Below are 23175 nucleotides of genomic sequence, written 5' to 3' on the forward strand. Positions count from 1 at the left end.
TTCCTCTTTTTGCCAGATCCCATCGCCATGACTGAGTTTACCGTCAACGACACGCCGCTGCGCCTCGAACGCTTTCCGCCCCAGCTCGACGATCCCCTGAGAGCCTGGGACAGTGCCGACGAGCTGATGGCCACCGCCCATCAACTGCCGGGCGGCGCCCTCTGGGTGCTCAACGATCACTTCGGTGCCCTGGCCTGCGCCCTGACCGCCGCTGAGCCTGAGCGTGAACTGCACTGGGTCAACGACTCCTTTGTCAGCCACCAGGCACTGGAACAAAACCGCGATCTCAATGAGCAGCCGCCGGTAGCGTCTGTCTACCGAGATATCGCTGAGCTTGAGGCCCAGGGTACGCCGGCCGGGGTGCTGATCAAACTGCCCCGCAGCCTGCGCCTGCTGACCGCACAGCTGGATTGGCTCAACCAGCATCTGCCCGCAGGCACCCCTGTGGTGATCGGCGCCCGGCAGAAAGACATGCCCAGCACCCTGCCCGATCTGACCCGTCAGCTGCTCGACGATGTGCACCCCTCCCGGGCGGTGAAAAAAGCCCGCCTGGTGCATGGCCAGCTTTCCGGCCGCAGCAGTGGCATGGATCCCGTCCTGGCGTGGCACTGCGAGGAAGTCGAGCAGACCCTGCGCAACTACCCCAACACCTACGGCAGTGCCCGCCTGGATCTCGGTGCCCGGGCCCTGCTGCCCCATATCGCCGATGCCATTCCCGCCGGCGGCAAGGTAGTGGATCTGGGCTGTGGCAACGGCGTACTGTCCCTGGCGGCACTCAAGGCGGATCCCGAGTGTGAAGTGCTGGCCGTCGACGAATCCTGGCATGGCCTTAGGGCCTGTGAGGACAATACGGCTGAATTCGAAGAGCGGATTGAGCTGTTGTGGAACGACTGCCTGTCGGATGTCGAAGGGGGCAGTGCCGATCTGGTGCTGTGTAACCCACCGTTTCACCAGCAGCAGGCGGTGACGGATCATATCGCCTGGCAGATGTTCCGGGATGCCCGCCGAGTGCTGAAGATGGGGGGCAAACTGCTGGTGGTCGGCAATCGCCACCTGGGCTACCACATCAAGCTGACCCGGCTGTTTGGCGGTTGCACCACCCTCGCCTCCAACGCCAAGTTCGTCATTCTTGAAGCACAAAAGCGCTGATCTTTATCCCCTTTTCCCCACCGCAGGATCTGTTATCCTGCGGTCATCATGGTTTTATGAACGTCATTATGAAAACACGTCTATTTTCCGTCCTGGCCTTACTTGCCGGGCTCGCAGGCTGCGCCAATACACCACAAACCCTGGTTCTGTCCCCCCTGGAGCCCCTGGTCCAACATAAGATCAGCACACCCGCCAGCATTGCCCTGAGCAGCGTCGATCTGCGCAGTGAAACCTACCTGGCCCGGATAGAACGAGACGGCGACGCCGCGACCCTGATCGGTGCCAACAGCAACCCTCGCCAACTGCTCGAGCAGGGGCTGGCCGACGGCCTGGAGCGCATGGGATACACCTTGCGGGCCAATGGCGATGTGCAGATGGAGCTGAGCCTGGAACGCCTGCGCATGGACGTTGAACAGCTGCCCATGAGCCATAAGGCACAAAGCACCCTGATGGCACGACTGACCTTGCGCAAAGATGAGCAGAAGCTGGTCAAGCGCTACCAGGCCCGAGGCGAGTTCAAAGGGGTACTGGGCGCCGATGCGGCCAAGCTGGAGCGTGAGATCAATGACCGCCTAGCTCAACTGCTGGGTGCCATCCTCACCGATCAAGAGCTGCATCAGTTTATTCAGTAAGGAGAAAGCCGTGACACGGACGTTTTGCCTGTTATTGGCCCTGTGCCTGCCCGCCATAAGCTGGGCGAAGGCCGAACCGGATCTTCGGATCCAGCCGAACAACCTGTTTCCCCAGGTGCAGCTGGAAACCAACCTGGGTACGCTCGTCATCGAACTGGATCGCAGCCGGGCCCGCCTCACCGTGGACAACTTCCTGACCTATGTGGTGGACGGTGTCTACGACGACACTCTGTTTCACCGGGTGGAACCGGGTTTTGTGGTCCAAGGCGGCGGCTACAAGTCCGACTACAGCTACCTGCCGCAAAACGACCCCGTGGTGAACGAGTCGGGCAACGGCCTGAGCAACCAACGCGGTACAATCGCCATGGCGAGAGGCCTTGGGGCCCACACCGCCACCAACCAGTTCTATTTCAACCTGGATGATAACGAAGGGCTGGATCCGGGCCGACGCTGGGGCTACGCAGTGTTTGGCGAGATCATTGAGGGGATGGAGGTGCTCGACCGAATGGGTGAGGTGCCCACCGATTACAACGACGCCATCGGCGCCGCGACGGTCCCCATGGTACCTCTGCGCCTGCTCAAGGCCCGGCTCCAACCGGAATAGGACAACGTCATGCAACGACGCTACGGGCTCCTCGCCGGGCTGCTTTTGGCCGGCTGCACCGTCACCCCCAGGTTACCCGACGCCGACAGGGTGACCATGGTGTTCGACAATGCCGCCGTCACCGAGCGCTGCCAACGGCTGGATACCTGGGTCGGCTCGGAAGGACACTGGTACAGTTACTGGTTTATCAGCAACTTTGATCTGACCACAGGGGCCCTTAACCAGCTGCGCAACCACGCCGCCAACATTGGAGGTAACCTTGTGGAAATCAAGGACAAATTGGCTTTCGAGACCTCGGTAACCTACGTCGGTCATATCTACTCCTGCCCCTAAGCCGTACAGGTTCGGCACGGTGGTGCCGCTATAACCCAAAGAGAAGCGGGTTGTGCTCCGCTTTCCCGGCCCGTTAAGCTGGGATCCATCATCGCCAACTTGGAGACGCCCCTTCGCAATGCTCAGCCCAACCCTGACCGATAAACTCGGTGCCCTGAAAGTGTACGCCCACAAACGGGTGCTGACCCTGCTGGCCCTGGGCTTCTCCTCCGGCCTGCCCCTGGCGCTGGTGTTCGGCACCCTGTCGTTCTGGCTGCGCGAGGCAGGCATCGAGCGGGCCACCATCGGCTTTATCAGCTGGGTGGCCCTGGCCTACAGCATCAAGTTTCTCTGGGCCCCCCTGGTGGACCGCCTGCCCATCCCTGTGCTCACCCGGGTGCTGGGCCGACGACGCAGCTGGCTGCTGCTGTCCCAGCTCACCCTGGCGGCCGGGCTGGCCTTTATGGCCCAGATGGATCCCCAACTGCAACTGACGGCTCTGGTGAGCCTGGCCCTGGCCGTGGCCTTCGCCTCCGCCACTCAGGACATCGCGGTGGACGCCTTTCGCATCGAAGCGGCCCCGGAGAAGATGCAGGCGGCCCTGGCCGCCGCCTACCAGATGGGCTACCGCCTGGCGATGATCTTCTCCGGTGCCGGCGCCCTGGCCATCGCCGCCTGGGCCGATCCCGATCCCAACGCCTACCGGGTCGAGGCTTGGCAGGCGGCCTACTGGGCCATGGCCGCCAGCATGGGGGTGGGGATCCTCGCCACCCTGCTGACCCACGAACCCCAGGTGGACCGCTCCAGCGCCGAGCAGGCACAGCAGGACTTTCTCAACCGTTTTGCCCACCTGCCCCGCCCCCTGGCCCGCTTCCTGGCCTGGGGCTACAGCGCCGTCGTCGCCCCCTTCGTCGATTTCTTTGGGCGCTTCGGTAAACAGGCCCTGTTGATCCTGGCGCTCATCGCCTGCTACCGGATCTCCGATATCGTCATGGGAGTGATGGCCAACGTGTTCTATGTCGACATGGGGTTCTCCAAGGCGGAAGTGGCGGCGATCTCCAAGATCTACGGGGTGATCATGACCCTGCTCGGCGCCGCTGCCGGTGGCGCCCTGGTGTTTCGCTACGGCACCATGAAGATCCTCTTCATCGGCGCCATCCTGGTGGCCGCCACCAACCTGCTGTACGCCGTCCAGGCCCAGGTGGGCTACCATCTTGGCCTGTTGACCCTGGTGATCGCCGCCGACAACTTTGCCGCCGGGATCGCCACCTCAGCCTTTATCGCCTACCTGTCGAGCCTGACCAACCTGGCCTACTCCGCCACCCAATACGCCCTGCTCTCCTCCATGATGCTGCTGTTTCCCAAGTACGTGGCGGGCTTCTCCGGCGTCATGGTGGACGCCTGGGGCTATACCCACTTCTTTATCGCCGCCAGCGCCATGGGCCTGCCGGTGCTGCTGCTGATCCTGCTGGTCAACCGCCAGGCGCTGCGGGAATCGGCGCCTGCCACACAGCAGAAGGCGCCAGCGACCGGCACCGACAACGTCCCCTGATCCCGCCGATAGCGTAACCAGAACAAAAAAACGCCCGGCCCCTTTTCTCATCAAGGGCGCCGGGCGTTTTTGCATCTGGTGTCGTGCTGTAGCGTTTGCTAGCAGGGCGAAGTCCGCCCCAGCACCTAGAGTCTGCTCTTAATACGATTGGTATAACTTAACCGCGGAAGTTCTCAAGCTGGAGTGCTGATGATGACATCTACCGACCGCACTCTTCCACACTTTCCCCCATTTCTAAACGGCGAACACACCGGGCCGGTGAACCCGCCACCAGAGTCAACGGTTCGACATCCCGGGTCACCGTTGAGTTGGCGGCAATGACCGCGCCTCGACCGATAGTTATACCTTGGGTAATCACTACACTGCCGCCGATCCAAACATCATCTTCCACCACGATGGGTCGACAAATGGTCTGCCAGTTGCGCCGTTGACGATGGTCGAGTGAATGGCTGGCGGTATAGAACTGACAGTTGGGGCCCACCATCACATTGCGTCCCAGAGTAATGCGAGCCCCATCGAGCATGGTAACCCCCATGTTCAGGAAACTGTGCTCCCCCATCTCAATGTGACGTCCAAACTCGCAATAGAACGGCGGCGTGATCCAACAGCCCTGCCCCAAAGTCATCAATGATCGGAGCTCCTGCTGCGCCTGGTCGACACTAACAGCATGGTTGATTTGTTGTAGGGCCTGATAGGCCAGGTGCTTGATTTCTTTGATATAGGAATCACTTCCATCGTAACCCAAACCCGCCAGCATCTTTTCGTATTCGGTCATAACACCCACTCTAAAGTACCCCAGGGAAGAGTATCATTCCTCCCGGTTCTGGCACCCAGTGTAGGACCACAGAGATATTGGAACTAGTGAATAGATATCATGTATGATTTTCTTATGGGGAATAACATGGCCTGAGTTTGATGTCGTTTGAACAACTGTCTCGTCTCGATTTGAACTTGCTCGTCTGCTTGCATGCACTGTTAGAACAGCGCAGCGTGACCAAAACTGCCCGAAAACTAAACCTAAGTCAGTCATCCATCAGCAAGAGCCTGGCTCGATTGCGTAGCCAGTTTAATGACCCACTGTTTGTCAGATTGTCCCATGGACTGGAACCCACCCCCTATGCCCGCAATCTCGCGGCGCCATTAAAGCAGTTACTCAGTGCAATAGAAGCCCTGACGCAGCCAGGGGAGTTTCAACCCAACCGCAGCGAGCGCTGTTTTATGCTGGCCATGGTCGAAAGCATGTACCCGCTGCTGCTGCCTCATTTTTTGGTAGAGCTGCACACCCAGGCGCCGTCCATCACTCTTGACGCCCAAACGTGGAAAACAGACAGTTTGGAGCGCCTGCGGCGGGGTGAGTTGGACTTTGGCATTACTGGTAAGGACATCCACATTCAGGATGCTCGCCGTACTTTGTTGCCGCCTAAAGACATTATTTGCCGTGAGCTGTATCAAGATCGGCTTTGCTGCTTAATCAGAAAAGAGCACCCACTGCTGAACCAACCCTGGGGAGAGGCGCCCTATCTGGCAGCGCGCCACGTTCAAGTCCGCTGTGATGTTCAGGAGCACTGGCTGCTAGATCTCAAACTGGCTGAGCAGCAAAAGCATCGTACGCTCACCATGCACGTGCCTGACTTCAACAGCGCCGCCAGCATTTGCAGTCATACTGATTTACTCCTTACCGCCCCGGGTCGCTATGCCCGTCATATTGCTGCAACACTGAATTTGGAAATACTTCCGCTTCCCGTCCCACTGCCGGCCATCTCCTACACCCTGTTTTGGCACCAACATCATGAAAATGACCCAGGCCATCGCTGGATGCGGGAGCTGATTTTGTCCCGTTGCCAACCCCTGGCAAAAGAAGCGCCCTAAATACAGAAAAGCAAAAATAAAAACGCCCGGTCCCTTTTCTCATCAAGGGCGCCGGGCGTTTTCACCTTTCGAGCACGCGCATTTCGCTCTTAGCTTGTCACTCGCAGCTTGCAGCTTAAAGCTGTCAGCTTACTCAATCGCGGAAGTTCTCAAACTGCACCGGCTGGGCCAGCTCTTCGCCCCGCAGCAGGGCCATCACCGCCTGCAGATCATCCCGTTTCTTGCCGGTAACCCGAACCTTATCGCCCTGAATGGAGGCCTGCACCTTCAGCTTGGCGTCCTTGATCAGCTTCACCAGTTTCTTGGCAAAGTCCTGCTCAATGCCCTGTTTAAACACGGCCTGACGGGTCACGGTCTTGCCGGACAGGATGGGCTTACCCTTAAGCTCCATCGCCTTGGCATCGACGTTACGCTTGGCCAGCGTGCCACGCAGCATGGTTTCCATCTGCTGGATCTGGAACTCGGCTTCCGCCTTGATGGAGACCACCAGATCTTTCATCTCGAAGCTGGCTTCCACGCCCCGAAAGTCAAAGCGGATCTCCAGTTCACGGTTGGCATTGTCCACCGCGTTCTTCACTTCCACGGCATCCACTTCAGAGACAATATCAAAAGACGGCATTACACCCTCCGGATCAAATAATTAAACTGGCCCAAGTGTACCCCATCCGACAAGAAAAGGGTGACAGCAAGCAGCGCACTTGCTTAGGATAATGGCCATGCTGGATTTTATTTTACAACCCAATGCTGCTCAGCGCCGACTGGGCCAGGGCTTATTGTTACTGGCCTTAGCCATCGTCTCCTACCTGGTGTTTTCCCGCCCCGGGTACGGTCAGCCCTTTCCCCATTTTGATAAGGCCGCCCACTTTGGCGCCTTTTTCGCCCTGGCGGCCCTGCTGCAATGGGCCAGTAACACCCGGCCAGGCTGGCAACTGCTTCTGCTGTTTGGCTATGCGGTGCTGATCGAGGCGATCCAGTCGCGTCTGCCCTATCGCAGCGCCGATCTGGCCGATCTGATCGCCGATATGGCCGGAGCCATCAGTTTCTATCTCTGCCTGCTGGGGTTGCGCCAATGGCAGCGGCGGTAGGGATCCTCGGCGCCGGGGCTATCGGCCAACTGTTGGCGATGCAGCTGGCGCATCAACGTGTTCCGCTCCGCCTGTTGCGCCGCCCCGGCGTGAACCCGGCCCAGCGGACCCATCGACTCGAAAACCGACGTGGGACCCAACTCGAATACGCACTCACCACCCACCCATCAGATCGGCCCTGCCCACTGCAGTCACTGCTTGTCACCACCAAGGCCATCGATGTCCAGCAGGCCCTGGCGCCGGTACTGAGCTGGTTGCCCGACTGCACCCCCATCATCCTGCTGCACAATGGCATGGGCCCCCAGCAGGCGCTGCTGGAACAGTATCCAAACCGTCAGTGGTGGTGGGGCACCCTGACCGATGGCGCCTTGCGGCTGGACCGACATTCGCTGCGCCACACCGGCAATGGCATGCGCCAGGCCGGTTGTGCCTCACCCTCCTCCCACGCTTTCCCTAAAGTGTTGCAGCGACTCGGCTTCAGCCAAAGCCAGCGGATCGAGTCATTGCTATGGCAGAAGCTGACCATCAATGCGGTGATCAACCCTCTGGCGCTGCGTGATCGCGTCACCAATGGCGCCCTGCTGGCACCCGAGTATGACGCCGTCATTGCATCACTCTGCCAGGAGCTGGCTCGGCTTGGCCACCGGCTCGGCTTCGATGAACCCGCGCAGCAGATACAAAAACGCGTATTGGCCGTCGCCCGCGCTACCGCGACCAACCGTTGCTCCACCCTGCAAGACGCCGATGCCGGACGCCCCACCGAACTGGAGGCCATTACCGGCTACCTGTTGCGCCAGGCCGATCAGCAACGCCTCGCCCTGCCGACGCACCATGCCCTGTGGCAACAACTGAGTGCTCAGCCTGAGCTCGAGCCGGCCTGATCCCTCAGCGCAGAGTACTTAGTACTTAGTACTTAGCACTCAGTACTCAATACTCAGCAACGACGCTGCGGATCCTTGGGCTCATAGCCCACCACACCGCCCCCACTCACCTCGATATCGCAACAGGCGGTCAGCTGCTCCCTCAGCTTGACCCGGCCCCGCTGCACCCGGCTCTTGGCGCCGGACAGGGAGAGGCCCAGCCGGTCGGCGATCTCCCGCTGAGGGATCCCCTCCAACTCGGCCATCACCAGTGGGACCCGGTATTTTTCCGGCAGCTCTTCGATCAAGGGCCGCAGACACTGGGCCACTTCCTGATGGGCCCGCTCACCGGGATCCTGCTCTTCGGCAATCAAGGTCTCCGGCAGCTCCTCCACCGGCCGCTGACTGCGGTAGTGATCCATGATAGCGTTGTGGGCGATGCGATAGAGCCAGCCTTTGAGGCTGCCTTGCGCCTGTAGCTGGTGCAGCTTAGTGCTGGCCTTGATGTACACCTCCTGCAGGATGTCATCCACCACGGCCGGTTGATCCACCCGCTTATTGATATAGCCGCGAAGCTGAGCCTTGTGGGATTGCCAGTGGGAAAGCATGGGGGCCTCTGTGTTTTTCTGCGCAAAGAGTGAGAGACGGAGGCGCGGCGAAAAAGACGCAGATTGGATCCGTTCACCGGGTTCCCGGCCCTCCACTGAGCATAGCGCCTCCCTGGGGTATTCCGTCCCCCCGCCAGGCGAATGCCCAGGCCCTGGTTCCGACAGGCTATATCCCTGTGTTCTGCCCTCCGGGCACCATCAAACGATAGGCGCCTTAGCCCAAGATTGAGCCGTGCATCAGGCAGATAGCCAGGCTGACGACCATCGATGACAAGGCAAGGCACCAAAACCTTGCGTCCCCGAGCCTGGATCTCCGTCTTAACTCCATCACCACACTTTCGGCTCGCCGCGCCGACGCGCGCAGCAGATCCGGATCCTTATTCCCAGGATTTGCCATGTCCCAGTTTTCCGTGTCCCCATTTTCCCCTGTGGCCCCCGAGGGCCAACGCGATGACTTCATCAAGCACGATCCCAATATGCTCGGCCAGATCTACGGCACCACCAAGGTCCAGCCCTACTGGGTCGCCGATATGGATTTCCCCGTCGCCCGGCCCATCACCGAAGAGCTGCAACGCCTGGTAAACCGTGGCGTGTATTCCTATGAATTTGCCTCCTCGGCGATCCATCAGGCGATCAGCCAGTGGTATGACAAACGCCATCAGCTGATCTTAGATCCGGCCCATTTCGCCACCGCCCCCGGTGTCCTCAGCGGACTGTCCGTGCTGCTGCGTGAGCTGTCCGCCCCCGGCGATGGCGTGCTGATCCAGACCCCGGCGTACCATCAGTTTGAAAAGCTGATCAACGCCGCCGGCCGCACCGTGATCACCAATCCGATGCACATCGAGCAGGGCCAGTACCGCTTTGATCTTGAGGATATGGAAGCCAAGATCCGCCAGCACGACGTCAAAGTCCTGCTGCTGTGCAACCCCCACAATCCCACAGGCCGCGTGTGGCAGCGTGAAGAACTGGAGCAGGTGGTCGAGATCGCCCGGCGCTATGATCTGCTTCTGGTGAGCGACGAGGTCCACTCGGATATCCTCTATGGCGATCACCGCTTTACCAGCCTGATCAGCCTGGGCTATGAGCGGAGTGTGGCCCTGCTGGGCTCCCCGGCCAAGACCTTCGGCATGCACAGCATTGCCAACGGCTACCTGTACAGTGATAACCCTGAGCTGCTGAGCAAGCTCAAGCACGCCCTGGGCGGCATGTACCTGGATCACGGCAACGCCTTGACCACCTTCGCCACCATCGCCGCCTACGAGCAGGGCGAGGCCTGGCTGGATGGCATGCTGGCTTACCTGGAGGAGACGGTGGACTGGATCCAGGCCTTCGTCGCCGAGCATCTGCCTCAGGTGATCCTGTACCGCCCGGAAAGCACGTATCAGATCTGGTTCGATCTGTCCGGACTGGATCGGGACGACGACGCCCTCAAGGCACTGTTGGCCGAGCAGGCGGGCATGGGTCTGACCCCGGGCACCTGGTTTGGCCGGGATTTTGCCGGGCGGCCGGGGCAGTATCAGCGGCTCAACATCGCCACCGCGCGGGAGACGATTCAGGCCTCCTTCCGGCGCCTGGCTGACGCGGTTTCCAGTCGATAAGGCTAAGCCCGGAAACAACAACGCCCCCATCCGAGGATGGGGGCGTTTTCATGGTTTGCCGAGGCGAGACGCTTACAGCGCGTCGCTGTTCTCAGCCAGGAAGCGGGCGACGCCGTCCGGGGACGCGTCCATACCCTTCTTACCTTTTTCCCACTGAGCCGGACACACTTCGCCGTGCTCTTCGTGGAACTGCAGCGCGTCGATCATGCGCAGCATCTCGTCCACGTTGCGACCCAGGGGCAGATCGTTCACTACCTGGTGACGGACCAGACCTTCCTTGTCGATCAGGAAGGAGGCGCGGAAGGCCACACCGGCTTCCGGATGCTCAACGTCGTAGGCCTGACAGATCTCGTGCTTCACGTCGGCGATCAGCGCGTAGTTGACCTGACCGATGCCGCCGTCTTCGATCTTGGTGTTACGCCAGGCGTTGTGGCTGAACTGGGAATCGATGGACACACCGATCACCTCGACGCCGCGGCTCTTGAACTCTTCGATACGCTTATCGAAGGCGATCAGCTCTGACGGACAGACGAAGGTGAAATCCAACGGGTAGAAGAACACCACGGCCGGTTTGCCTTCGATGCGCTCGGCCAGGTTAAAGTTTTCGATGATCTCACCGTTGCCCAGTACCGCAGCTGCTGTGAAATCCGGTGCCTTACGGCCAACTAATACGCCCATTATCAACTCCTGTTAGATTCAAGTTTCAATCTGTAAATTCTTTTGATTAACCGCTGGCTAACCGATGGAGCAAGAATACCTGGCCACCGCCACTTGGGCTAACCTGTTGTCTCTATTCAGGCAATTGATAAAACCGATGCCGCCGACGATTGTTCGTAACGGGGCCGCAGTAGCGAAGAGGTTTCTCGAACTGGGCGAGGCCGGAGGCCGGAAAAAGCGCAAAAAGCCGCCCGGAGGCGGCTTCGGCTCATCAAGGGGATACCGCCTTAGCGACGGGCCTGGACGGCTTTCGCCAACTGCCCAAGCAGCGCAGCGCTGTCATCCCAACCGATGCAGGCATCCGTGATGCTCTGACCGTAATTGAGGGCCTTACCTTCGACCAGATCCTGGCGCCCCTCATTGAGGTGACTCTCCACCATCACCCCCATGATCGCGGCATTGCCTCCGGCAATCTGCTCACAGACATCGGCACCGACATTCATTTGGCGCTGAAACTGCTTCTCGCTGTTGGCGTGGCTGAAATCGATCATCACATTGGCGCGCACACCAGCACTGATCATCTTATCAATCACGGGGGCCACGTGCTCGGCAGCATAGTTGGGGCCCTTGTCGCCACCACGCAAGATGATGTGGCAATCTTCGTTGCCCGTCGTCTCCACGATAGCGGAGTGACCGTACTTGGTCACCGACAGGAAGTGGTGAGATGCGCTGGCGGAACGGATCGCATCCAGGGCAATCTTGATGTTGCCGTCGGTACCGTTTTTAAAGCCCACCGGACAGGAGAGGCCGGAAGCCAGTTCACGGTGAACCTGAGACTCGGTGGTACGGGCGCCGATGGCCCCCCAGCACATCAGATCGGCCAGGTACTGTGGCGTGATCATATCGAGGAACTCACCGGCGGTGGGCAGCCCCATATCGTTCAGCTCCAACAGCAGCTTGCGGGCCGCCCGCAGGCCGTCATTAATGCGGAAGCTGTCATCCATACCGGGATCATTGATCATCCCCTTCCAACCCACGGTGGTGCGAGGCTTTTCGAAGTAGACCCGCATTACGATCTCCAGGCTGTCCTTGTACTGCTCACGCAACTTGACCAGGCGCTGACCGTACTCAATGGCAGCCTGGGGATCATGGATGGAGCAGGGACCGATCACCACCAGCAGGCGAGAGTCTTCACCATTGAGGATCTTGGCAATGGCGTTACGGCCGGAAAACACGGTGTTGGCCGCCGCTTCGGTCGCAGGAAAACGCTCGAGGATCGCTACCGGGGGCAGCAGTTCCTTGATCTCGTTGATACGGACATCATCATTGCGGTACGGCATGGGGGTAATTCCTTGTTGTGCGTTTTTAAATCAAACTCCACCCTACCACACTTCCCTGGGACCTTGGCCATCTATACGGCCCTTTCCGGTCGTTTTTTTTACCAATTCTTCTGTGGTCGGATCACTCCGAGATCAAAAAAGGCGGATCCGAACCGGACCCGCCTTTAACAAACCATAAGCCCTTAAGGACGGTAGACTTTCACATTGCTGTGGCCCTGCTCCTGCAGGTAGAGTGCTTGAAGCTTGCTCATCACCCCACGATCGCAATAGAGCAGGTAGGTCTTGTCCTGGGGAAGGGTCTCAAACTGGCTGGCCAGCTTGAAGAAAGGCAGGGTAACCACCTGGTTATCGGCCAGCGAGAGGGGGCTCTCCTCCTCCTCCTCCGGTGCCCGAATATCCAGGATGACTTCCCCGGCTCCCGGCTCGGCGACGGTTTCCATCTCAACCTTCTCGGTCTTACCAACCTTGGCCAGATCCCGGATATCGATACACTGGGTCTGCTCGACCACCCGATCCACCAGATCCTCGGAGAACTTTTGCTCCTCCGCCTCAATCTTGGCCAGGATGGCTTTCACCGTCGGCTTTTGCGAGATCACGCCACAATACTCCGGCATCACTTCGGCGTAGGGCAGCGTACCTATCTCACGAGACAGATCGATGATCTCCTGCTTATCCCAGGTGATCAGTGGACGCAGGATCACCTTGTCCGTCGCTCGATCGATCACATTCAGGTTCGTCAGGGTCTGGGAAGAAACCTGGCCCATCGCCTCGCCGGTAACCAGCGCCGGTATATCGAAACGATCCGCCAGCTTGCCTGCCACCTTCATCATCATCCGCTTGAGCACGACACCCATCTGGCCGTTATCGATCTTCTCGAGGATCTCCTCGACCACGGGCTCAAAGGGTACCGAGAGGAAACGCACCTTGTGAGAGTTGCCGTATTTGCTCCACAGGTAGTACGAGACCTCCTGTACTCCGCGTTCATGCTCGGCACCACCGAGGTTGAAGAAGCAGTAGTGGGTACGGGCGCCACGCTTGATGGTCTGGAAGCTGGACACGCCGGAGTCAAAGCCCCCGGAGATCAGGCTCAATACATCTTCCTGGGTCGCGATGGGGAAGCCGCCGAGTCCCTGATGGCGATGGGCCACCAGGTAGGCCAGATCCTCTTCGATCTGGATATTGATGGTCACGTCGGGGTTCTTAAGCTGAACCCCCTTGGCCTGGGTGTTCTGGTTGAGACCACCGCCAACGTAGCGCTCCACATCCAGGGAGCTGAATTCATGCTTACCGGAGCGCTTGACCCGAACGCAGAAGGTTTTGTCCGCCAGGGCGTCGGCAAACAGAGGCAGGGTGGCTTGGTAGATATCGTCAATGCTGTCGAAGTGATGCTGGGTCACTTCCAGGAAATGGGCGATCCCCGGGATACAGGCAAGGCGTTCCACCAGGGTATCGCGCAGCGCCGGATCCACCGCGCGGCAATTCACCACGATATGGTCCCAGTTGAACTTGACCTTGATGTTCTCATCCACCTTGCGCAGTACATTGCGGATGTTGGACACCAACAGCTTGGAGAAACGGATCCGCACCGGCTTGGACTTGATCATCACTTCCGGGTGCAGTTTGACGATAAATTTCATGTTATGCCTGTCACTGCCTGATAAAGGCGCGGGAGTATACCCCAGGCCGCGCCCCTGGGCGAGTCTCGTCCATTGACATTGATGGCTCGATCCCCGATGCCCCCAGACGACGCGCCTGGGCGAGTCTCCCGAGCATAGAACTCCGGCCAGCGGGGCGCAATGCAAGCGGTCCGGTTAGGGGGTTACCGTCAGAGGATCGGACTCCTTGGCCTTACCCTGTTCGATGGCGATCTCCACTCGGCGGTTGGCCGCGCGCCCCTCCCAGGTGTCATTACTTTGCAGGGGGCGGCTGTCCGCCACACCGGAGAGGATCATCCGGTTTCCTTCGAAACCTTCAACCGCCAGCATCTCATGGCCCACGGCCACGGCGCGCTGAGCCGAGATATCCCAGTTGGAGCGATACAGTTCGTTGCTGATCACCGCATTGTCCGTGTGGCCGGTCACCGTGATGATCCCTGGCACGTCCTTCAGCAGCTCCCCCACCCGATGGATCACCGGACGGAAACGGGGCTGAAGGAAGGCAGAACCGGCAGGAAAGACCCCCTTTTCGCGGATCCGAATGATCAACTGCTGACCCAGAGCCTCGACCTCGATCGCCCCATCCAGGATCTGATCTTCCAACTGCTGCGCCACTTTTTTCGCCAATTCGTCGATATGCTGGGCACTCGCAGGCTCCTGGCGGCGCTCCTGCCCTTGCTGGGTCTGAGCCATGCGGTTGGCACTCTGATCCGATGTACCACCACGACTGTTACCACTCTGGCTCTGCTGCCCCCCCGCCTCATCGCTCTCCCCGGGCTGAAAATTCAGCGCATCCTGAGTGAATTCCACCGTCTGCTGCTGGATCACATCCAGCGGGGTCGGTTCGGGTCGGCCGGGGCGAAACTCCCGGGCGATCACCGAAGTGCCGCGGGGAATGTCCTTGGTATCTACCTGATTCTGCACACCGAAGGCGTACTTCATGGAACCGGCGATCTGCTTGAACTTGAGCACATCCATTTCAGAGAACGCCAGCAGCAGAACGAAAAAACACATCAGCAGGGTCGCCAGATCGGCAAAGGTCGCCATCCAGGCGGGGGCGCCTGCGGAGACTTTTTTCTTGGGTGCTAACTCCGACATAACCGTCAGTCCTCGGTGGTGTCGATAGCCCGCTGCTTTTCACGCAGGTAATTCTTCAGGAAACCATCAATGACCCGTGGGTTCTGGCCATCCTGGATCGCCAGGACCGCATCCATGATCAGGCGCCGATTGAGCATCTCCTCCTGCATCCTCAGCTCCAGCTTGTCGGCAATGGGCAGGGCGATCATGTTGGCAATGATTGCCCCGTAAAGGGTGGTCAACAAGGCCACGGCCATGGCTGGGCCGATGGTCTTGGGATCGTCCATGTTGTTAAGCATGGCCACCAGGCCGATCAGGGTACCGATCATCCCCATGGCGGGGGCGACGTCCCCCAGTTTGCGGAAGACTTCGATGCCCAGGGTATGGCGCTCTGCCGTCAGGCCGATGTCTTTAACCAGGGTGTTGCGCACCACTTCCGCGTCATGACCATCCACCAGCAGGCCGATCGCCTTCTTCATAAAGGCGTTGTTGACCTCGGCCTCCTCCAGAGCCAGGAAGCCCCCTTTGCGCGCCGAGTCGGCCATGGTGACCGACTGTTCGATCAGGGACTCGGGCCGATCCAGTTTGAAGGCAAACGCTTTCGCGGCGATCTTCACCGAACCCAGAAACTGACCCAGGTTAAATTTCATCATCACCACGAACAGTGATCCCAGCACCACGATCAGGACACTGGCTACATTGAAAAAGATGGTGACATCGCCACCCTGCACCATCGCCATGATCACGAACGCAAAGGCGCCAATCAAACCGATTAAAGTTGCCAGATCCACATGGGCTCCTAACTACAAAGACTGATATCGGTCGAGGACAGCTGACCGAGAGAAAAACATGCTCTTATTCTGCTTATCGGGCACAAGGCTCGCAACCTTAAGCAAAAATTCTTCCGCCAAGGCCCATCGCATTGAATCTGACCGGGCAAAACAGTACCTTTGGCCCCTAAATCGGACGGGAGCAGCAACGTGGCGAAGAAACCGGAAAACCTAAGCTTTGAAGAAGCCTTGCAGGAACTGGAACAGATTGTGAGTCAACTGGAGCAGGGAGATGTTCCATTGGAACATGCCCTGAAGCAGTTTGAGCGCGGTATTGGCCTGGTACGGGCCAGTCAGGGCAAGCTGGATCAGGCTGAGCAACAGGTTCGGATCTTGAGCCGCTCTCCCGCCGACGAGCTTTCCCCCTTTCCGACCGAGGAGTAAACATGCGATCCCTGGTCCACTACCAGGAGCGGGTCAACCGCTTCCTGGAGAATACCTTTGATCAGCTCGAGATCTCCGAGCCCCGCCTGCTCGAAGCGATGCGCTACGGCACACTGCTCGGAGGCAAGCGCGCCCGGCCCTTCCTGGTCTACGCCACCGGCACCCTGCTGGGGGCCGACGAGGAAACCCTGGATCCCCTGGCCGCGGCGGTGGAGTGCATTCATGCCTACTCCCTGATCCACGACGATCTGCCGGCCATGGATGACGATCACCTGCGCCGGGGCCAGCCCACGGTGCATATCGCCTTTGACGAGGCCACCGCCATCCTCGCCGGCGACGCCCTGCAGGGACTGGCCTACGAGCTGTTAACCGAATGCCCTCTGCCCGCCGAGCTGGAAGGCAACCGCATCGCCATGCTTCGCACCTTGGCCCGAGCCTCGGGCTATAACGGCATGTGCGGAGGGCAGGCCATCGACTTGGCCAGCACCGGACAAAGTATCGATCTCGGCACCCTGGAGCGCCTGCACAAGCTCAAGACCGGCGCCCTGATCCGTGCCAGTGTCGAGCTGGGCTGCCTGAGCGTGCCAGAGTTGGCCGAGGAGCACTTCCTCGCCCTGCGCACCTTTGCCGAGAAAATTGGTCTGGCATTCCAGGTCCATGACGATATTCTCGACATTACCGGTGATACCGAACAGCTGGGCAAACCCCAAGGCTCCGATCTGGAAGCCGACAAAAGTACCTTCCCCGCTCTGCTGGGACTGCAAGGGGCCCGTGATGCAGCGCAGAGTCTGTATCAAGACGCACTGACAGCACTGTCGCAGTTGCCATACAATAGTGAACAATTAGAAGGTTTCGCTCGTTACATCATCGAGCGCAACCAATAGCAAAAGACATAGCGGATCCTTGAATGAGCCAGACCCTGTCTGATTACCCGCTGCTGAGCCAGGCCAATCTGCCTGATCAGCTGCGCCAGCTGCCACAAGATCAGCTGCCCCCACTGGCGAACGAAGTTCGCCAGTTTTTGCTGCAATCCGTCAGCCGTTCCTCCGGTCACCTCGCCTCGGGCCTGGGTACGGTGGAGCTGACCCTGGCCCTGCACTACGTCTACAACACTCCGTTTGATCGTCTGGTTTGGGACGTGGGTCACCAGGCTTATCCCCATAAGATCCTGACTGGCCGTGCCGAACGACTCCATACCATCCGCCAAAAAGACGGGCTGCACCCCTTCCCTTGGCGCGATGAAAGCGAATATGACACCTTCAGCGTTGGCCACTCCAGTACCTCCATCAGTGCCGCCCTGGGGATGGCCATTGCCGCCGATAAAGAGGGCGCAGGTCGCCGTGTGGTCGCGGTGATCGGTGACGGTGCCCTGACCGGAGGCATGGCGTTCGAGGCGCTCAACCACGCCGGTGATATCCACAAGGATATGCTGGTGATCATCAACGACAACGAGATGTCCATCTCGGAGAACGTGGGTGCCCTCAACAACCATATGGCCCGGATCCTTTCCGGAAACCTCTACACCTCCATCCGTGAAAGCGGCAAGAAGGTGCTGGGCGCCATGCCACCGATCAAGGAGCTGGCCCGCCGGGCCGAAGAGCACCTGAAGGGGATGGTGGTACCAGGTACCCTGTTCGAAGAGCTGGGCTTTAACTACATCGGCCCTATCGATGGCCATGACATCAATGGTCTGGTGGACACCCTGCGCAATATGCGCAACCTCAAGGGGCCGCAGATCCTTCATGTGATGACCAAGAAAGGGAAGGGTTACCAGCCGGCGGAAGAGGATCCCATTGGCTATCATGGAGTCCCCAAGTTCAACCCGGACGAGTGGAAACTGCCCAAATCCGCCCCAGGCAAGCCCACCTTCTCCAAGGTGTTTGGCGACTGGCTGTGCGACATGGCCAGCGAAGATCCCAAACTGATGGCGATCACCCCGGCGATGCGCGAAGGCTCCGGCATGGTCGAGTTCTCTCAGCGGTTCCCCGAGCAGTACTATGATGCGGCGATCGCGGAGCAGCATGCCGTCACCCTGGCGGCGGGCTTTGCCTGTGAGGGGCTCAACCCCGTGGTAGCGATCTACTCCACCTTCCTGCAGCGGGCCTATGATCAGGTGATCCACGATGTGGCGATCATGAACCTGCCGGTGATGTTTGCCATCGACCGCGGTGGACTGGTGGGGGCCGATGGTCAGACCCATCAGGGCGCCTTTGATCTCGCCTTCCTGCGTAACATCCCCAACCTGACGGTGATGGCCCCGGCGGACGAAAACGAGTGTCGTCAGATGCTCTATACCGGGCATACCCACAACGGCCCGACGGCGGTACGTTATCCTCGTGGTAACGGCATGGGTGTGCACATCGAGTCCGAGATGACCGCCATGGAGATCGGCCAGGCAGAGATCCGCAGGCAGGGCAAGGGGCTCGCCATCCTCAGCTTCGGCACCCTGCTGCCCTATGCCCTGGAAGCCGCGGAGCAGTTGGATGCCACCGTGGTCAACATGCGCTTCGTTAAGCCGTTGGACCATGACATGGTCAAGCGGATGGCCCAAAGCCACGACGGCCTCATCACCCTGGAGGAGAACGTGATCCAGGGGGGAGCCGGCAGTGCCGTGCTGGAGTCCCTGGCACAGCAAGGGCTGGCGAAACGGGTACTGCAACTTGGCCTGCCCGACCGCTTCGTCGAACAGGGCACTCAGCAGGAGATGCATGCCGAGCTGGAGCTTGATGGCCCCGGGATCGTCAAGCGCGCCAAGGCCGCCTTTGGGCTATAACAGCAGGATCGGGCTTCGCCCTGCTAGGAAAAACCAAACGCCGCAGCGGTTTCCCGCTGCGGCGTTTTTGATTTGGAGCTGTAGGTTAGCTTAGCGGCGCAGCCGCGTAAGCTGACGATGACACAACAACCTTTTCGCGGCAGGTTACGCCCGCTACGCGGTCTAACCTGCCCTACGAAGCTGCCAGGAAAGAGCCTGGGCTCTAGGGCGGGCCTCGCCCTGCTAGGAAAAACCTAAGAGCTAAAAGCTAAGCAAAAGAGCGGTTCAAGCAGGTCGTCGCAACTCTTGCTCTTAACCTAGAACCCAGCAGCGCAGCGGTCCTGGCCCCCAGAAGCGAAGCGCCCTGCCCTTACCCGAAGAACAAGCGCCAAAGCCAACTGCGATCCAGCTCTTCCTTACACTGACGATACTGGCCGGCGTAACGCTTGGCGCGCTCATCCACTCGCTTGGAGACCTGGATCAGCCAGGGCTTCTGATTGTAGGTTTTACGCTTATAGCCGCCCCACCCTTCGTGGTAGTTGAGGTACTGGTTGTAGGCATCCCACTTGGACACTCCGTTGACCGCATGGCTCTTATAGATAAACCAGCCCATAAAGTCATGAGCATCGGCAAAGTTGGTGCGCCGTGCGAAAGTCCGGTTGTTCTCCTTGACATAGTCCCCCCAGGTCAAGGTCTTAACCTGAGCATAACCGTAGGCCGTGGAGGCTCGCCCGACGGGGATAAACCCCAGCCAATACTGCATGGGCGGGCGGGCGTTGTGACGAAAGGAACTCTCCTGGTACATCATCGCCATGGGGACATGGACAGGCACGCCCCATTTTTGCTCGGTGTTCTTGGCGGCTTTGTACCAGTGGCGATTCTCCTTGAAAATATTACAGAGGTTCTCGGGATCCTTGGGTGGCGGTGTGGCACAGCCGGTCATCAAGAGCACAGCCCCCAGGAGAATGCCTTTCTTAATTCTCATCACGTTGTTTTTTAAGTCTTAAAAATAAATTAGAAAAATTTTGCCCTGTTCGGGAACTTAATGGAAGACGATACAGTCCTAATAGTGAACCGATTCAATCGTTCATCATTATCCTCCTTTATTCGGGAACCTGACTCAGGCAGGGGTTCCCGATTTTTTTTGCCTTTTTCCTCCGCTACCCCGATCGCAAAAAACGATGGGATCTTGCACTCCATCCGGTTCGCAGTTAAACAAGCGACACCTTACCGTGGTTTTGGCATTCCCACCCTTTACAGACGACCGACGCGCTGCTTAAATGCGCGCTTTTCAAACCGACCCTAAATTAGACTGATGTCCCCTGAGCTGTATCTGGTCTACCTGACAACCGTTGTGATACTGCTGGCCGTTCCTGGCCCCATGACGATGATGACCCTCTCCACCAGCGTGCGTTTCGGTCATAGCCGCGCCCTGTTTACCGTCCTCGGCTCCAACATCGCCGGAATGATCCTGATGATCCTGTCCGCCACCGGGATCGGTGCCCTGATCTCCGGCCAGCCTGTGCTCTATGAAGCCCTTCGCATCGGCGGCGCAGCCTACCTGATCTGGTTAGGGATCGGTGCCCTGCGAAGCCGGCCTGAGGCCATGGGCAAAGGCTCCTTCGAACAACAGGAAGGCGACCGCGGCCGCCTGTTTCGTAAAACCTTGATGGTGGGATTAGCCAACCCAAAGGGCCTGGTGTTTTTCGCCGCCCTGTTTCCCCAGTTCATTCGGCCGGATCAGGATCTGAATACTCAGCTCCTGCTTCTCTGCCTGACCTTTACCCTGGTCGACTTTATCATCCTGAACCTGGTTGCCCTGGGGGGCTGTCGCCTGGCCAACAAACTGGCCAGCGCCAGCGCACAAAAGCACTTTAACCGTGCCTGTGGTTTTGTCTTTATCGGCCTTGGGTTATCCATGGGAATGGCGGGCTAAATCGCTGACGCTCAGATACAAAAAAGGCCCGTCAGGGCCTTTTTTTGGTTCTTCGCACTTTAGCGGGGAATACATACAACAGCGTATGGTCCAGGTATCCGTCTGCATCGAAGTCCGTTTAGGGGCGCCAAGACGCTAGCCCCTACCTGAGAGCGGCTTTTTCTTGAACAAAAAAATACGTTTGTGAATAAGCTCCCCACAGATCCGCGATGAACCATTTTCATTGCTTGGTTCGCCGAGATCAGGGCTTGGTCGGCAGACGGCACTCCACGGCGATCTGTTTCCACACCACAGGCTGCCAATAGCCATCCGCGACCTCTCCATGCTGGGGGATCAGCTGAGCTGCCAGGTGATAACGCTGGTCCGCCTCGACCGTCAGCACCATATCCCGGTAGCTTCGCTGCCCAAGTGGCACCGTCAGACGAGGATCATCGATAAACTCCATCAGGCGAAGTTGGTACTCTCCCGGAGTCAGGCGATACCCGGGGCGGCTGATCACATTGGTATCGCCGATCCGGGTGATCACCACCTTATGCAGCCCGCTGTCCGGGCTGGGCATGGCAAACACCGCCAATTCACCACAATGGCTTTGCGATTTGGGCCCGAGGGCACACCCGGACAAGATAAACAGGCCCAGCAGGCTACTCATCCGGCCCCTGGGCCAGCCGATACTCACTTCGCCTCCTGACGGGCGAAATAGTCGGCCAGGAAGTCATCAAAACTGCCCTGATCAGCCGCTTCAAGCCGCTCCTGTTGACGCAGTGAATCGGCACTGGCCTCATGCAGACTCTCTTCACTCAACAAAGCGTAATCGCGCTGTGCTATCCACTGGCGATGTCGAGCCGCCAAATCACAGGCCCAACGTCCATGGCCCTGTGCCAGGCTCTGGGAGAGCACACGAGCGGACAGGGTCTGCTCAGGATCCGTAACTGCGCCCTGCCACTGTGCCAGGGCCTGGCGGTAACGTTCATCCCCATGAGCACGATCCAGTACCTCGGCCAGGGAGTGCCAGCGATCAAACAACTCCCCCAGCCAAGTCGCCAGGGCCACCGATTGACCCTGGCGTTGCAGTCGCTTACCCGGGCGGCGGCCATCCAGTATTACCGCCTCAAAGTTGTCTTTATTTTCAGCCACGTTCGCTGCATCCAGCGGCGGCGTATCGCACAGCAGTCCATCAAGCAGGAAGAGATCCAACAACAAGATCTGGTCCCGACCGATCCCGAGCGGCTCGTATGGATTCACATCCAGGGCCCGTACCTCGATGTATTCCACCCCCCCACGCTCGAGGGCCTGAGTCGGGGTTTCTCCAGACCTGGCGGTGCGCTTGGGCCGGATCGGAGCATACAGCTCATTCTCGATCTGCAACACATTGGCGTTGAGCTGACGATATTCGCCATCCTGGCGCACGCCGATGGCGGCGTACTCTTCGGACGGTAGGCGGATAGCCCGCTTCACATCCCGCACATACTCATCCAGCGAGTTAAGACTGACCGACAGCGCATCCTGAGCCTTATTGGTGTAACCCAGATCGCTCATACGCAGCGATGTGGCATAGGGCAGGAACAGGGTGCCCCCCGCCTGTTCAAACGGCAAGGCATCAGTCCTGTCCCCAAGGAAGGAACGGCACAGGGAAGGAGAGGCACCAAACAGATAGGCCAATACCCAGGCATGGCTACGAAAATGACGCAGCAGGCCGAAATAGCGCGCCGAGATCTCCGCTTGATCATCCTTGGCAATGCCCAGGGCCGGCCACAGGGCATCGGGTAGGGAGAAATTAAAGTGTACCCCGGCGATCGCCTGCATCTTGGCCCCGTATCGGTGCGACAGACCCACCCGATAGGTGGTCTTCATGCGACCGATGTGGGAACGACCATATTGAGCGATCGGGATGGACTGCTCGCCATCGAGGAAACAGGGCATGGACAGGGGCCAGAAGCACTGGGAGGGGAGCTGAGTCACCACAAATCGGTGTACATCGGCCAAGTGATCGAGCAACTGATCAGGATCCTGATACACGGGGGTGATCAGTTCCATCAGAGATTCACTGAAGTCCGTAGTGATCCAGGGGTGGGTCAGGGCTGCCCCCAGAGCAACCGGATGGGGATCCTGTGCCAACTGGCCCTGCGCATCGATCCGCAGCGCTTCACGCTCGATCCCACGATTCAACTGGCTCAGTGCCGACTGCCATTGGGGTTGGGCCAACTGGGCAATGGCCTGTTTATAAGCGCTCAATATGCGTCTCTTTTACTGAACAACGGGCGACATGCTTGCCGCC

General features: G+C 59.1%; 24 protein-coding genes. 13 read left to right on the forward strand and 11 right to left on the reverse strand.

All coding sequences use genetic code 11. The annotated features are described in order from the left end of the window. Positions 1-27 precede the first annotated feature (27 nt). The 5 genes from AC2D8U_RS09360 to AC2D8U_RS09380 all read left to right on the forward strand — a co-directional run bounded on the left by AC2D8U_RS09360 (position 28) and on the right by AC2D8U_RS09380 (position 4249). Complete coding sequence (locus tag AC2D8U_RS09360) at positions 28-1149, forward strand: methyltransferase (RefSeq protein ID WP_484618774.1); 1122 nt, start codon at positions 28-30, stop codon at positions 1147-1149. 68 nt (positions 1150-1217) lie between these two features. Further along, positions 1218-1781, forward strand: a complete 564-nt coding sequence (locus AC2D8U_RS09365; RefSeq protein ID WP_484618775.1) for a YajG family lipoprotein — start codon at positions 1218-1220, stop codon at positions 1779-1781. Positions 1782-1791: 10 nt separating this feature from the next. Next, positions 1792-2385 (forward strand): peptidylprolyl isomerase, encoded by a 594-nt coding sequence (locus tag AC2D8U_RS09370; protein ID WP_484618776.1) that lies wholly within the window; start codon positions 1792-1794, stop codon positions 2383-2385. 9 nt (positions 2386-2394) lie between these two features. Further along, complete coding sequence (locus tag AC2D8U_RS09375) at positions 2395-2718, forward strand: DUF4156 domain-containing protein (protein WP_484618777.1); 324 nt, start codon at positions 2395-2397, stop codon at positions 2716-2718. Between the two features lie 118 nt (positions 2719-2836). Beyond that, positions 2837-4249, forward strand: a complete 1413-nt coding sequence (locus AC2D8U_RS09380) for an AmpG family muropeptide MFS transporter (RefSeq protein ID WP_484618778.1) — start codon at positions 2837-2839, stop codon at positions 4247-4249. Positions 4250-4448: 199 nt separating this feature from the next. On the opposite strand, the gene AC2D8U_RS09385 is transcribed toward AC2D8U_RS09380, so the two are convergent. Continuing rightward, complete coding sequence (locus AC2D8U_RS09385; RefSeq protein WP_484618779.1) at positions 4449-5024, reverse strand: sugar O-acetyltransferase; 576 nt, start codon at positions 5022-5024, stop codon at positions 4449-4451. 140 nt (positions 5025-5164) lie between these two features. Between AC2D8U_RS09385 and AC2D8U_RS09390 the strand changes: the two genes are divergently transcribed. After that, positions 5165-6118: a LysR family transcriptional regulator gene (locus AC2D8U_RS09390; protein WP_484618780.1), complete on the forward strand. Its 954-nt coding sequence runs from the start codon at positions 5165-5167 to the stop codon at positions 6116-6118. A gap of 133 nt (positions 6119-6251) precedes the next feature. On the opposite strand, the gene AC2D8U_RS09395 is transcribed toward AC2D8U_RS09390, so the two are convergent. Further along, positions 6252-6737: a YajQ family cyclic di-GMP-binding protein gene (locus AC2D8U_RS09395; RefSeq protein WP_484618781.1), complete on the reverse strand. Its 486-nt coding sequence runs from the start codon at positions 6735-6737 to the stop codon at positions 6252-6254. A 97-nt stretch (positions 6738-6834) separates the two neighbouring features. Here AC2D8U_RS09395 and AC2D8U_RS09400 point away from each other — a divergent pair, with 97 nt between their 5' ends. After that, the gene (locus AC2D8U_RS09400; protein WP_484618782.1) at positions 6835-7203 is read left to right on the forward strand and encodes a VanZ family protein; all 369 of its coding nucleotides are present in this window, start codon (positions 6835-6837) and stop codon (positions 7201-7203) included. After that, positions 7188-8084, forward strand: a complete 897-nt coding sequence (locus AC2D8U_RS09405) for a ketopantoate reductase family protein (protein ID WP_484618783.1) — start codon at positions 7188-7190, stop codon at positions 8082-8084. Before AC2D8U_RS09400 ends, AC2D8U_RS09405 begins: the two co-directional genes overlap by 16 nt. Before the next feature lie 53 nt (positions 8085-8137). On the opposite strand, the gene sigZ is transcribed toward AC2D8U_RS09405, so the two are convergent. Beyond that, complete coding sequence (sigZ, locus tag AC2D8U_RS09410; RefSeq protein WP_484618784.1) at positions 8138-8671, reverse strand: RNA polymerase sigma factor SigZ; 534 nt, start codon at positions 8669-8671, stop codon at positions 8138-8140. Positions 8672-9066: 395 nt separating this feature from the next. Here sigZ and AC2D8U_RS09415 point away from each other — a divergent pair, with 395 nt between their 5' ends. Further along, positions 9067-10269 (forward strand): MalY/PatB family protein, encoded by a 1203-nt coding sequence (locus tag AC2D8U_RS09415; RefSeq protein WP_484618785.1) that lies wholly within the window; start codon positions 9067-9069, stop codon positions 10267-10269. A 72-nt stretch (positions 10270-10341) separates the two neighbouring features. On the opposite strand, the gene AC2D8U_RS09420 is transcribed toward AC2D8U_RS09415, so the two are convergent. The 5 genes from AC2D8U_RS09420 to pomA all read right to left on the reverse strand — a co-directional run bounded on the left by AC2D8U_RS09420 (position 10342) and on the right by pomA (position 15789). Continuing rightward, entirely contained in the window at positions 10342-10947 is a 606-nt protein-coding gene (locus AC2D8U_RS09420) for a peroxiredoxin C (RefSeq protein WP_484618786.1), read from the reverse strand. A gap of 266 nt (positions 10948-11213) precedes the next feature. Next, positions 11214-12266 (reverse strand): 3-deoxy-7-phosphoheptulonate synthase AroG, encoded by a 1053-nt coding sequence (aroG, locus tag AC2D8U_RS09425; protein ID WP_484618787.1) that lies wholly within the window; start codon positions 12264-12266, stop codon positions 11214-11216. Positions 12267-12448: 182 nt separating this feature from the next. Further along, a complete protein-coding gene (thiI, locus tag AC2D8U_RS09430; RefSeq protein WP_484618788.1) occupies positions 12449-13903 on the reverse strand; it encodes a tRNA uracil 4-sulfurtransferase ThiI in 1455 nt (484 codons plus the stop codon). 174 nt (positions 13904-14077) lie between these two features. Continuing rightward, positions 14078-15019 (reverse strand): flagellar motor protein MotB, encoded by a 942-nt coding sequence (locus tag AC2D8U_RS09435; protein WP_484618789.1) that lies wholly within the window; start codon positions 15017-15019, stop codon positions 14078-14080. 5 nt (positions 15020-15024) lie between these two features. After that, a complete protein-coding gene (pomA, locus tag AC2D8U_RS09440) occupies positions 15025-15789 on the reverse strand; it encodes a flagellar motor protein PomA (protein ID WP_484618790.1) in 765 nt (254 codons plus the stop codon). 189 nt (positions 15790-15978) lie between these two features. Between pomA and xseB the strand changes: the two genes are divergently transcribed. The 3 genes from xseB to dxs are packed head-to-tail and all read left to right on the forward strand — an operon-like array spanning position 15979 to position 18985. Continuing rightward, positions 15979-16212: an exodeoxyribonuclease VII small subunit gene (gene xseB / locus AC2D8U_RS09445; RefSeq protein WP_484618791.1), complete on the forward strand. Its 234-nt coding sequence runs from the start codon at positions 15979-15981 to the stop codon at positions 16210-16212. 2 nt (positions 16213-16214) lie between these two features. Beyond that, positions 16215-17096 carry a (2E,6E)-farnesyl diphosphate synthase gene (gene ispA, locus AC2D8U_RS09450; RefSeq protein WP_484618792.1) on the forward strand — a complete coding sequence of 294 codons (882 nt, stop codon included), beginning with the start codon at positions 16215-16217 and terminating at the stop codon, positions 17094-17096. Between the two features lie 23 nt (positions 17097-17119). Next, the gene (dxs, locus tag AC2D8U_RS09455) at positions 17120-18985 is read left to right on the forward strand and encodes a 1-deoxy-D-xylulose-5-phosphate synthase (protein WP_484618793.1); all 1866 of its coding nucleotides are present in this window, start codon (positions 17120-17122) and stop codon (positions 18983-18985) included. Positions 18986-19334: 349 nt separating this feature from the next. On the opposite strand, the gene AC2D8U_RS09460 is transcribed toward dxs, so the two are convergent. Further along, positions 19335-19949, reverse strand: a complete 615-nt coding sequence (locus AC2D8U_RS09460; RefSeq protein ID WP_484618794.1) for a transglycosylase SLT domain-containing protein — start codon at positions 19947-19949, stop codon at positions 19335-19337. A gap of 330 nt (positions 19950-20279) precedes the next feature. On the opposite strand from AC2D8U_RS09460, the gene AC2D8U_RS09465 reads away from it, so the two are divergent. Continuing rightward, on the forward strand, positions 20280-20900 hold the full coding sequence (locus AC2D8U_RS09465; protein WP_484618795.1) for a LysE family translocator: 621 nt from the start codon (positions 20280-20282) through the stop codon (positions 20898-20900). A gap of 241 nt (positions 20901-21141) precedes the next feature. Here AC2D8U_RS09465 and AC2D8U_RS09470 read toward each other — a convergent pair whose 3' ends face one another. Next, positions 21142-21549, reverse strand: a complete 408-nt coding sequence (locus AC2D8U_RS09470; RefSeq protein ID WP_484618796.1) for a hypothetical protein — start codon at positions 21547-21549, stop codon at positions 21142-21144. A 23-nt stretch (positions 21550-21572) separates the two neighbouring features. Next, entirely contained in the window at positions 21573-23132 is a 1560-nt protein-coding gene (gene gshA, locus AC2D8U_RS09475; RefSeq protein ID WP_484618797.1) for a glutamate--cysteine ligase, read from the reverse strand. Between the last annotated feature and the right edge of the window lie 43 nt (positions 23133-23175).

The organism is Ferrimonas sp. YIN67, assembly GCF_057219095.1.

What these genes read in the sequence shown, in the direction of transcription:
- sigZ (WP_484618784.1), bottom strand. Translation starts at nt 8,671, where the DNA reads ATGCTTTCCCACTGGCAATCCCACAAGGCTCAGCTTCGCGGCTATATC.
- AC2D8U_RS09415 (WP_484618785.1), top strand. Translation starts at nt 9,067, where the DNA reads ATGTCCCAGTTTTCCGTGTCCCCATTTTCCCCTGTGGCCCCCGAGGGC.
- AC2D8U_RS09435 (WP_484618789.1), bottom strand. Translation starts at nt 15,019, where the DNA reads ATGTCGGAGTTAGCACCCAAGAAAAAAGTCTCCGCAGGCGCCCCCGCC.
- AC2D8U_RS09400 (WP_484618782.1), top strand. Translation starts at nt 6,835, where the DNA reads ATGCTGGATTTTATTTTACAACCCAATGCTGCTCAGCGCCGACTGGGC.
- AC2D8U_RS09365 (WP_484618775.1), top strand. Translation starts at nt 1,218, where the DNA reads ATGAAAACACGTCTATTTTCCGTCCTGGCCTTACTTGCCGGGCTCGCA.
- AC2D8U_RS09375 (WP_484618777.1), top strand. Translation starts at nt 2,395, where the DNA reads ATGCAACGACGCTACGGGCTCCTCGCCGGGCTGCTTTTGGCCGGCTGC.
- AC2D8U_RS09405 (WP_484618783.1), top strand. Translation starts at nt 7,188, where the DNA reads ATGGCAGCGGCGGTAGGGATCCTCGGCGCCGGGGCTATCGGCCAACTG.
- AC2D8U_RS09395 (WP_484618781.1), bottom strand. Translation starts at nt 6,737, where the DNA reads ATGCCGTCTTTTGATATTGTCTCTGAAGTGGATGCCGTGGAAGTGAAG.
- aroG (WP_484618787.1), bottom strand. Translation starts at nt 12,266, where the DNA reads ATGCCGTACCGCAATGATGATGTCCGTATCAACGAGATCAAGGAACTG.
- AC2D8U_RS09460 (WP_484618794.1), bottom strand. Translation starts at nt 19,949, where the DNA reads ATGAGAATTAAGAAAGGCATTCTCCTGGGGGCTGTGCTCTTGATGACC.
- AC2D8U_RS09420 (WP_484618786.1), bottom strand. Translation starts at nt 10,947, where the DNA reads ATGGGCGTATTAGTTGGCCGTAAGGCACCGGATTTCACAGCAGCTGCG.
- AC2D8U_RS09360 (WP_484618774.1), top strand. Translation starts at nt 28, where the DNA reads ATGACTGAGTTTACCGTCAACGACACGCCGCTGCGCCTCGAACGCTTT.
- AC2D8U_RS09465 (WP_484618795.1), top strand. Translation starts at nt 20,280, where the DNA reads ATGTCCCCTGAGCTGTATCTGGTCTACCTGACAACCGTTGTGATACTG.
- AC2D8U_RS09390 (WP_484618780.1), top strand. Translation starts at nt 5,165, where the DNA reads ATGTCGTTTGAACAACTGTCTCGTCTCGATTTGAACTTGCTCGTCTGC.
- AC2D8U_RS09470 (WP_484618796.1), bottom strand. Translation starts at nt 21,549, where the DNA reads ATGAGTAGCCTGCTGGGCCTGTTTATCTTGTCCGGGTGTGCCCTCGGG.
- dxs (WP_484618793.1), top strand. Translation starts at nt 17,120, where the DNA reads ATGAGCCAGACCCTGTCTGATTACCCGCTGCTGAGCCAGGCCAATCTG.
- ispA (WP_484618792.1), top strand. Translation starts at nt 16,215, where the DNA reads ATGCGATCCCTGGTCCACTACCAGGAGCGGGTCAACCGCTTCCTGGAG.
- AC2D8U_RS09380 (WP_484618778.1), top strand. Translation starts at nt 2,837, where the DNA reads ATGCTCAGCCCAACCCTGACCGATAAACTCGGTGCCCTGAAAGTGTAC.
- thiI (WP_484618788.1), bottom strand. Translation starts at nt 13,903, where the DNA reads ATGAAATTTATCGTCAAACTGCACCCGGAAGTGATGATCAAGTCCAAG.
- AC2D8U_RS09385 (WP_484618779.1), bottom strand. Translation starts at nt 5,024, where the DNA reads ATGACCGAATACGAAAAGATGCTGGCGGGTTTGGGTTACGATGGAAGT.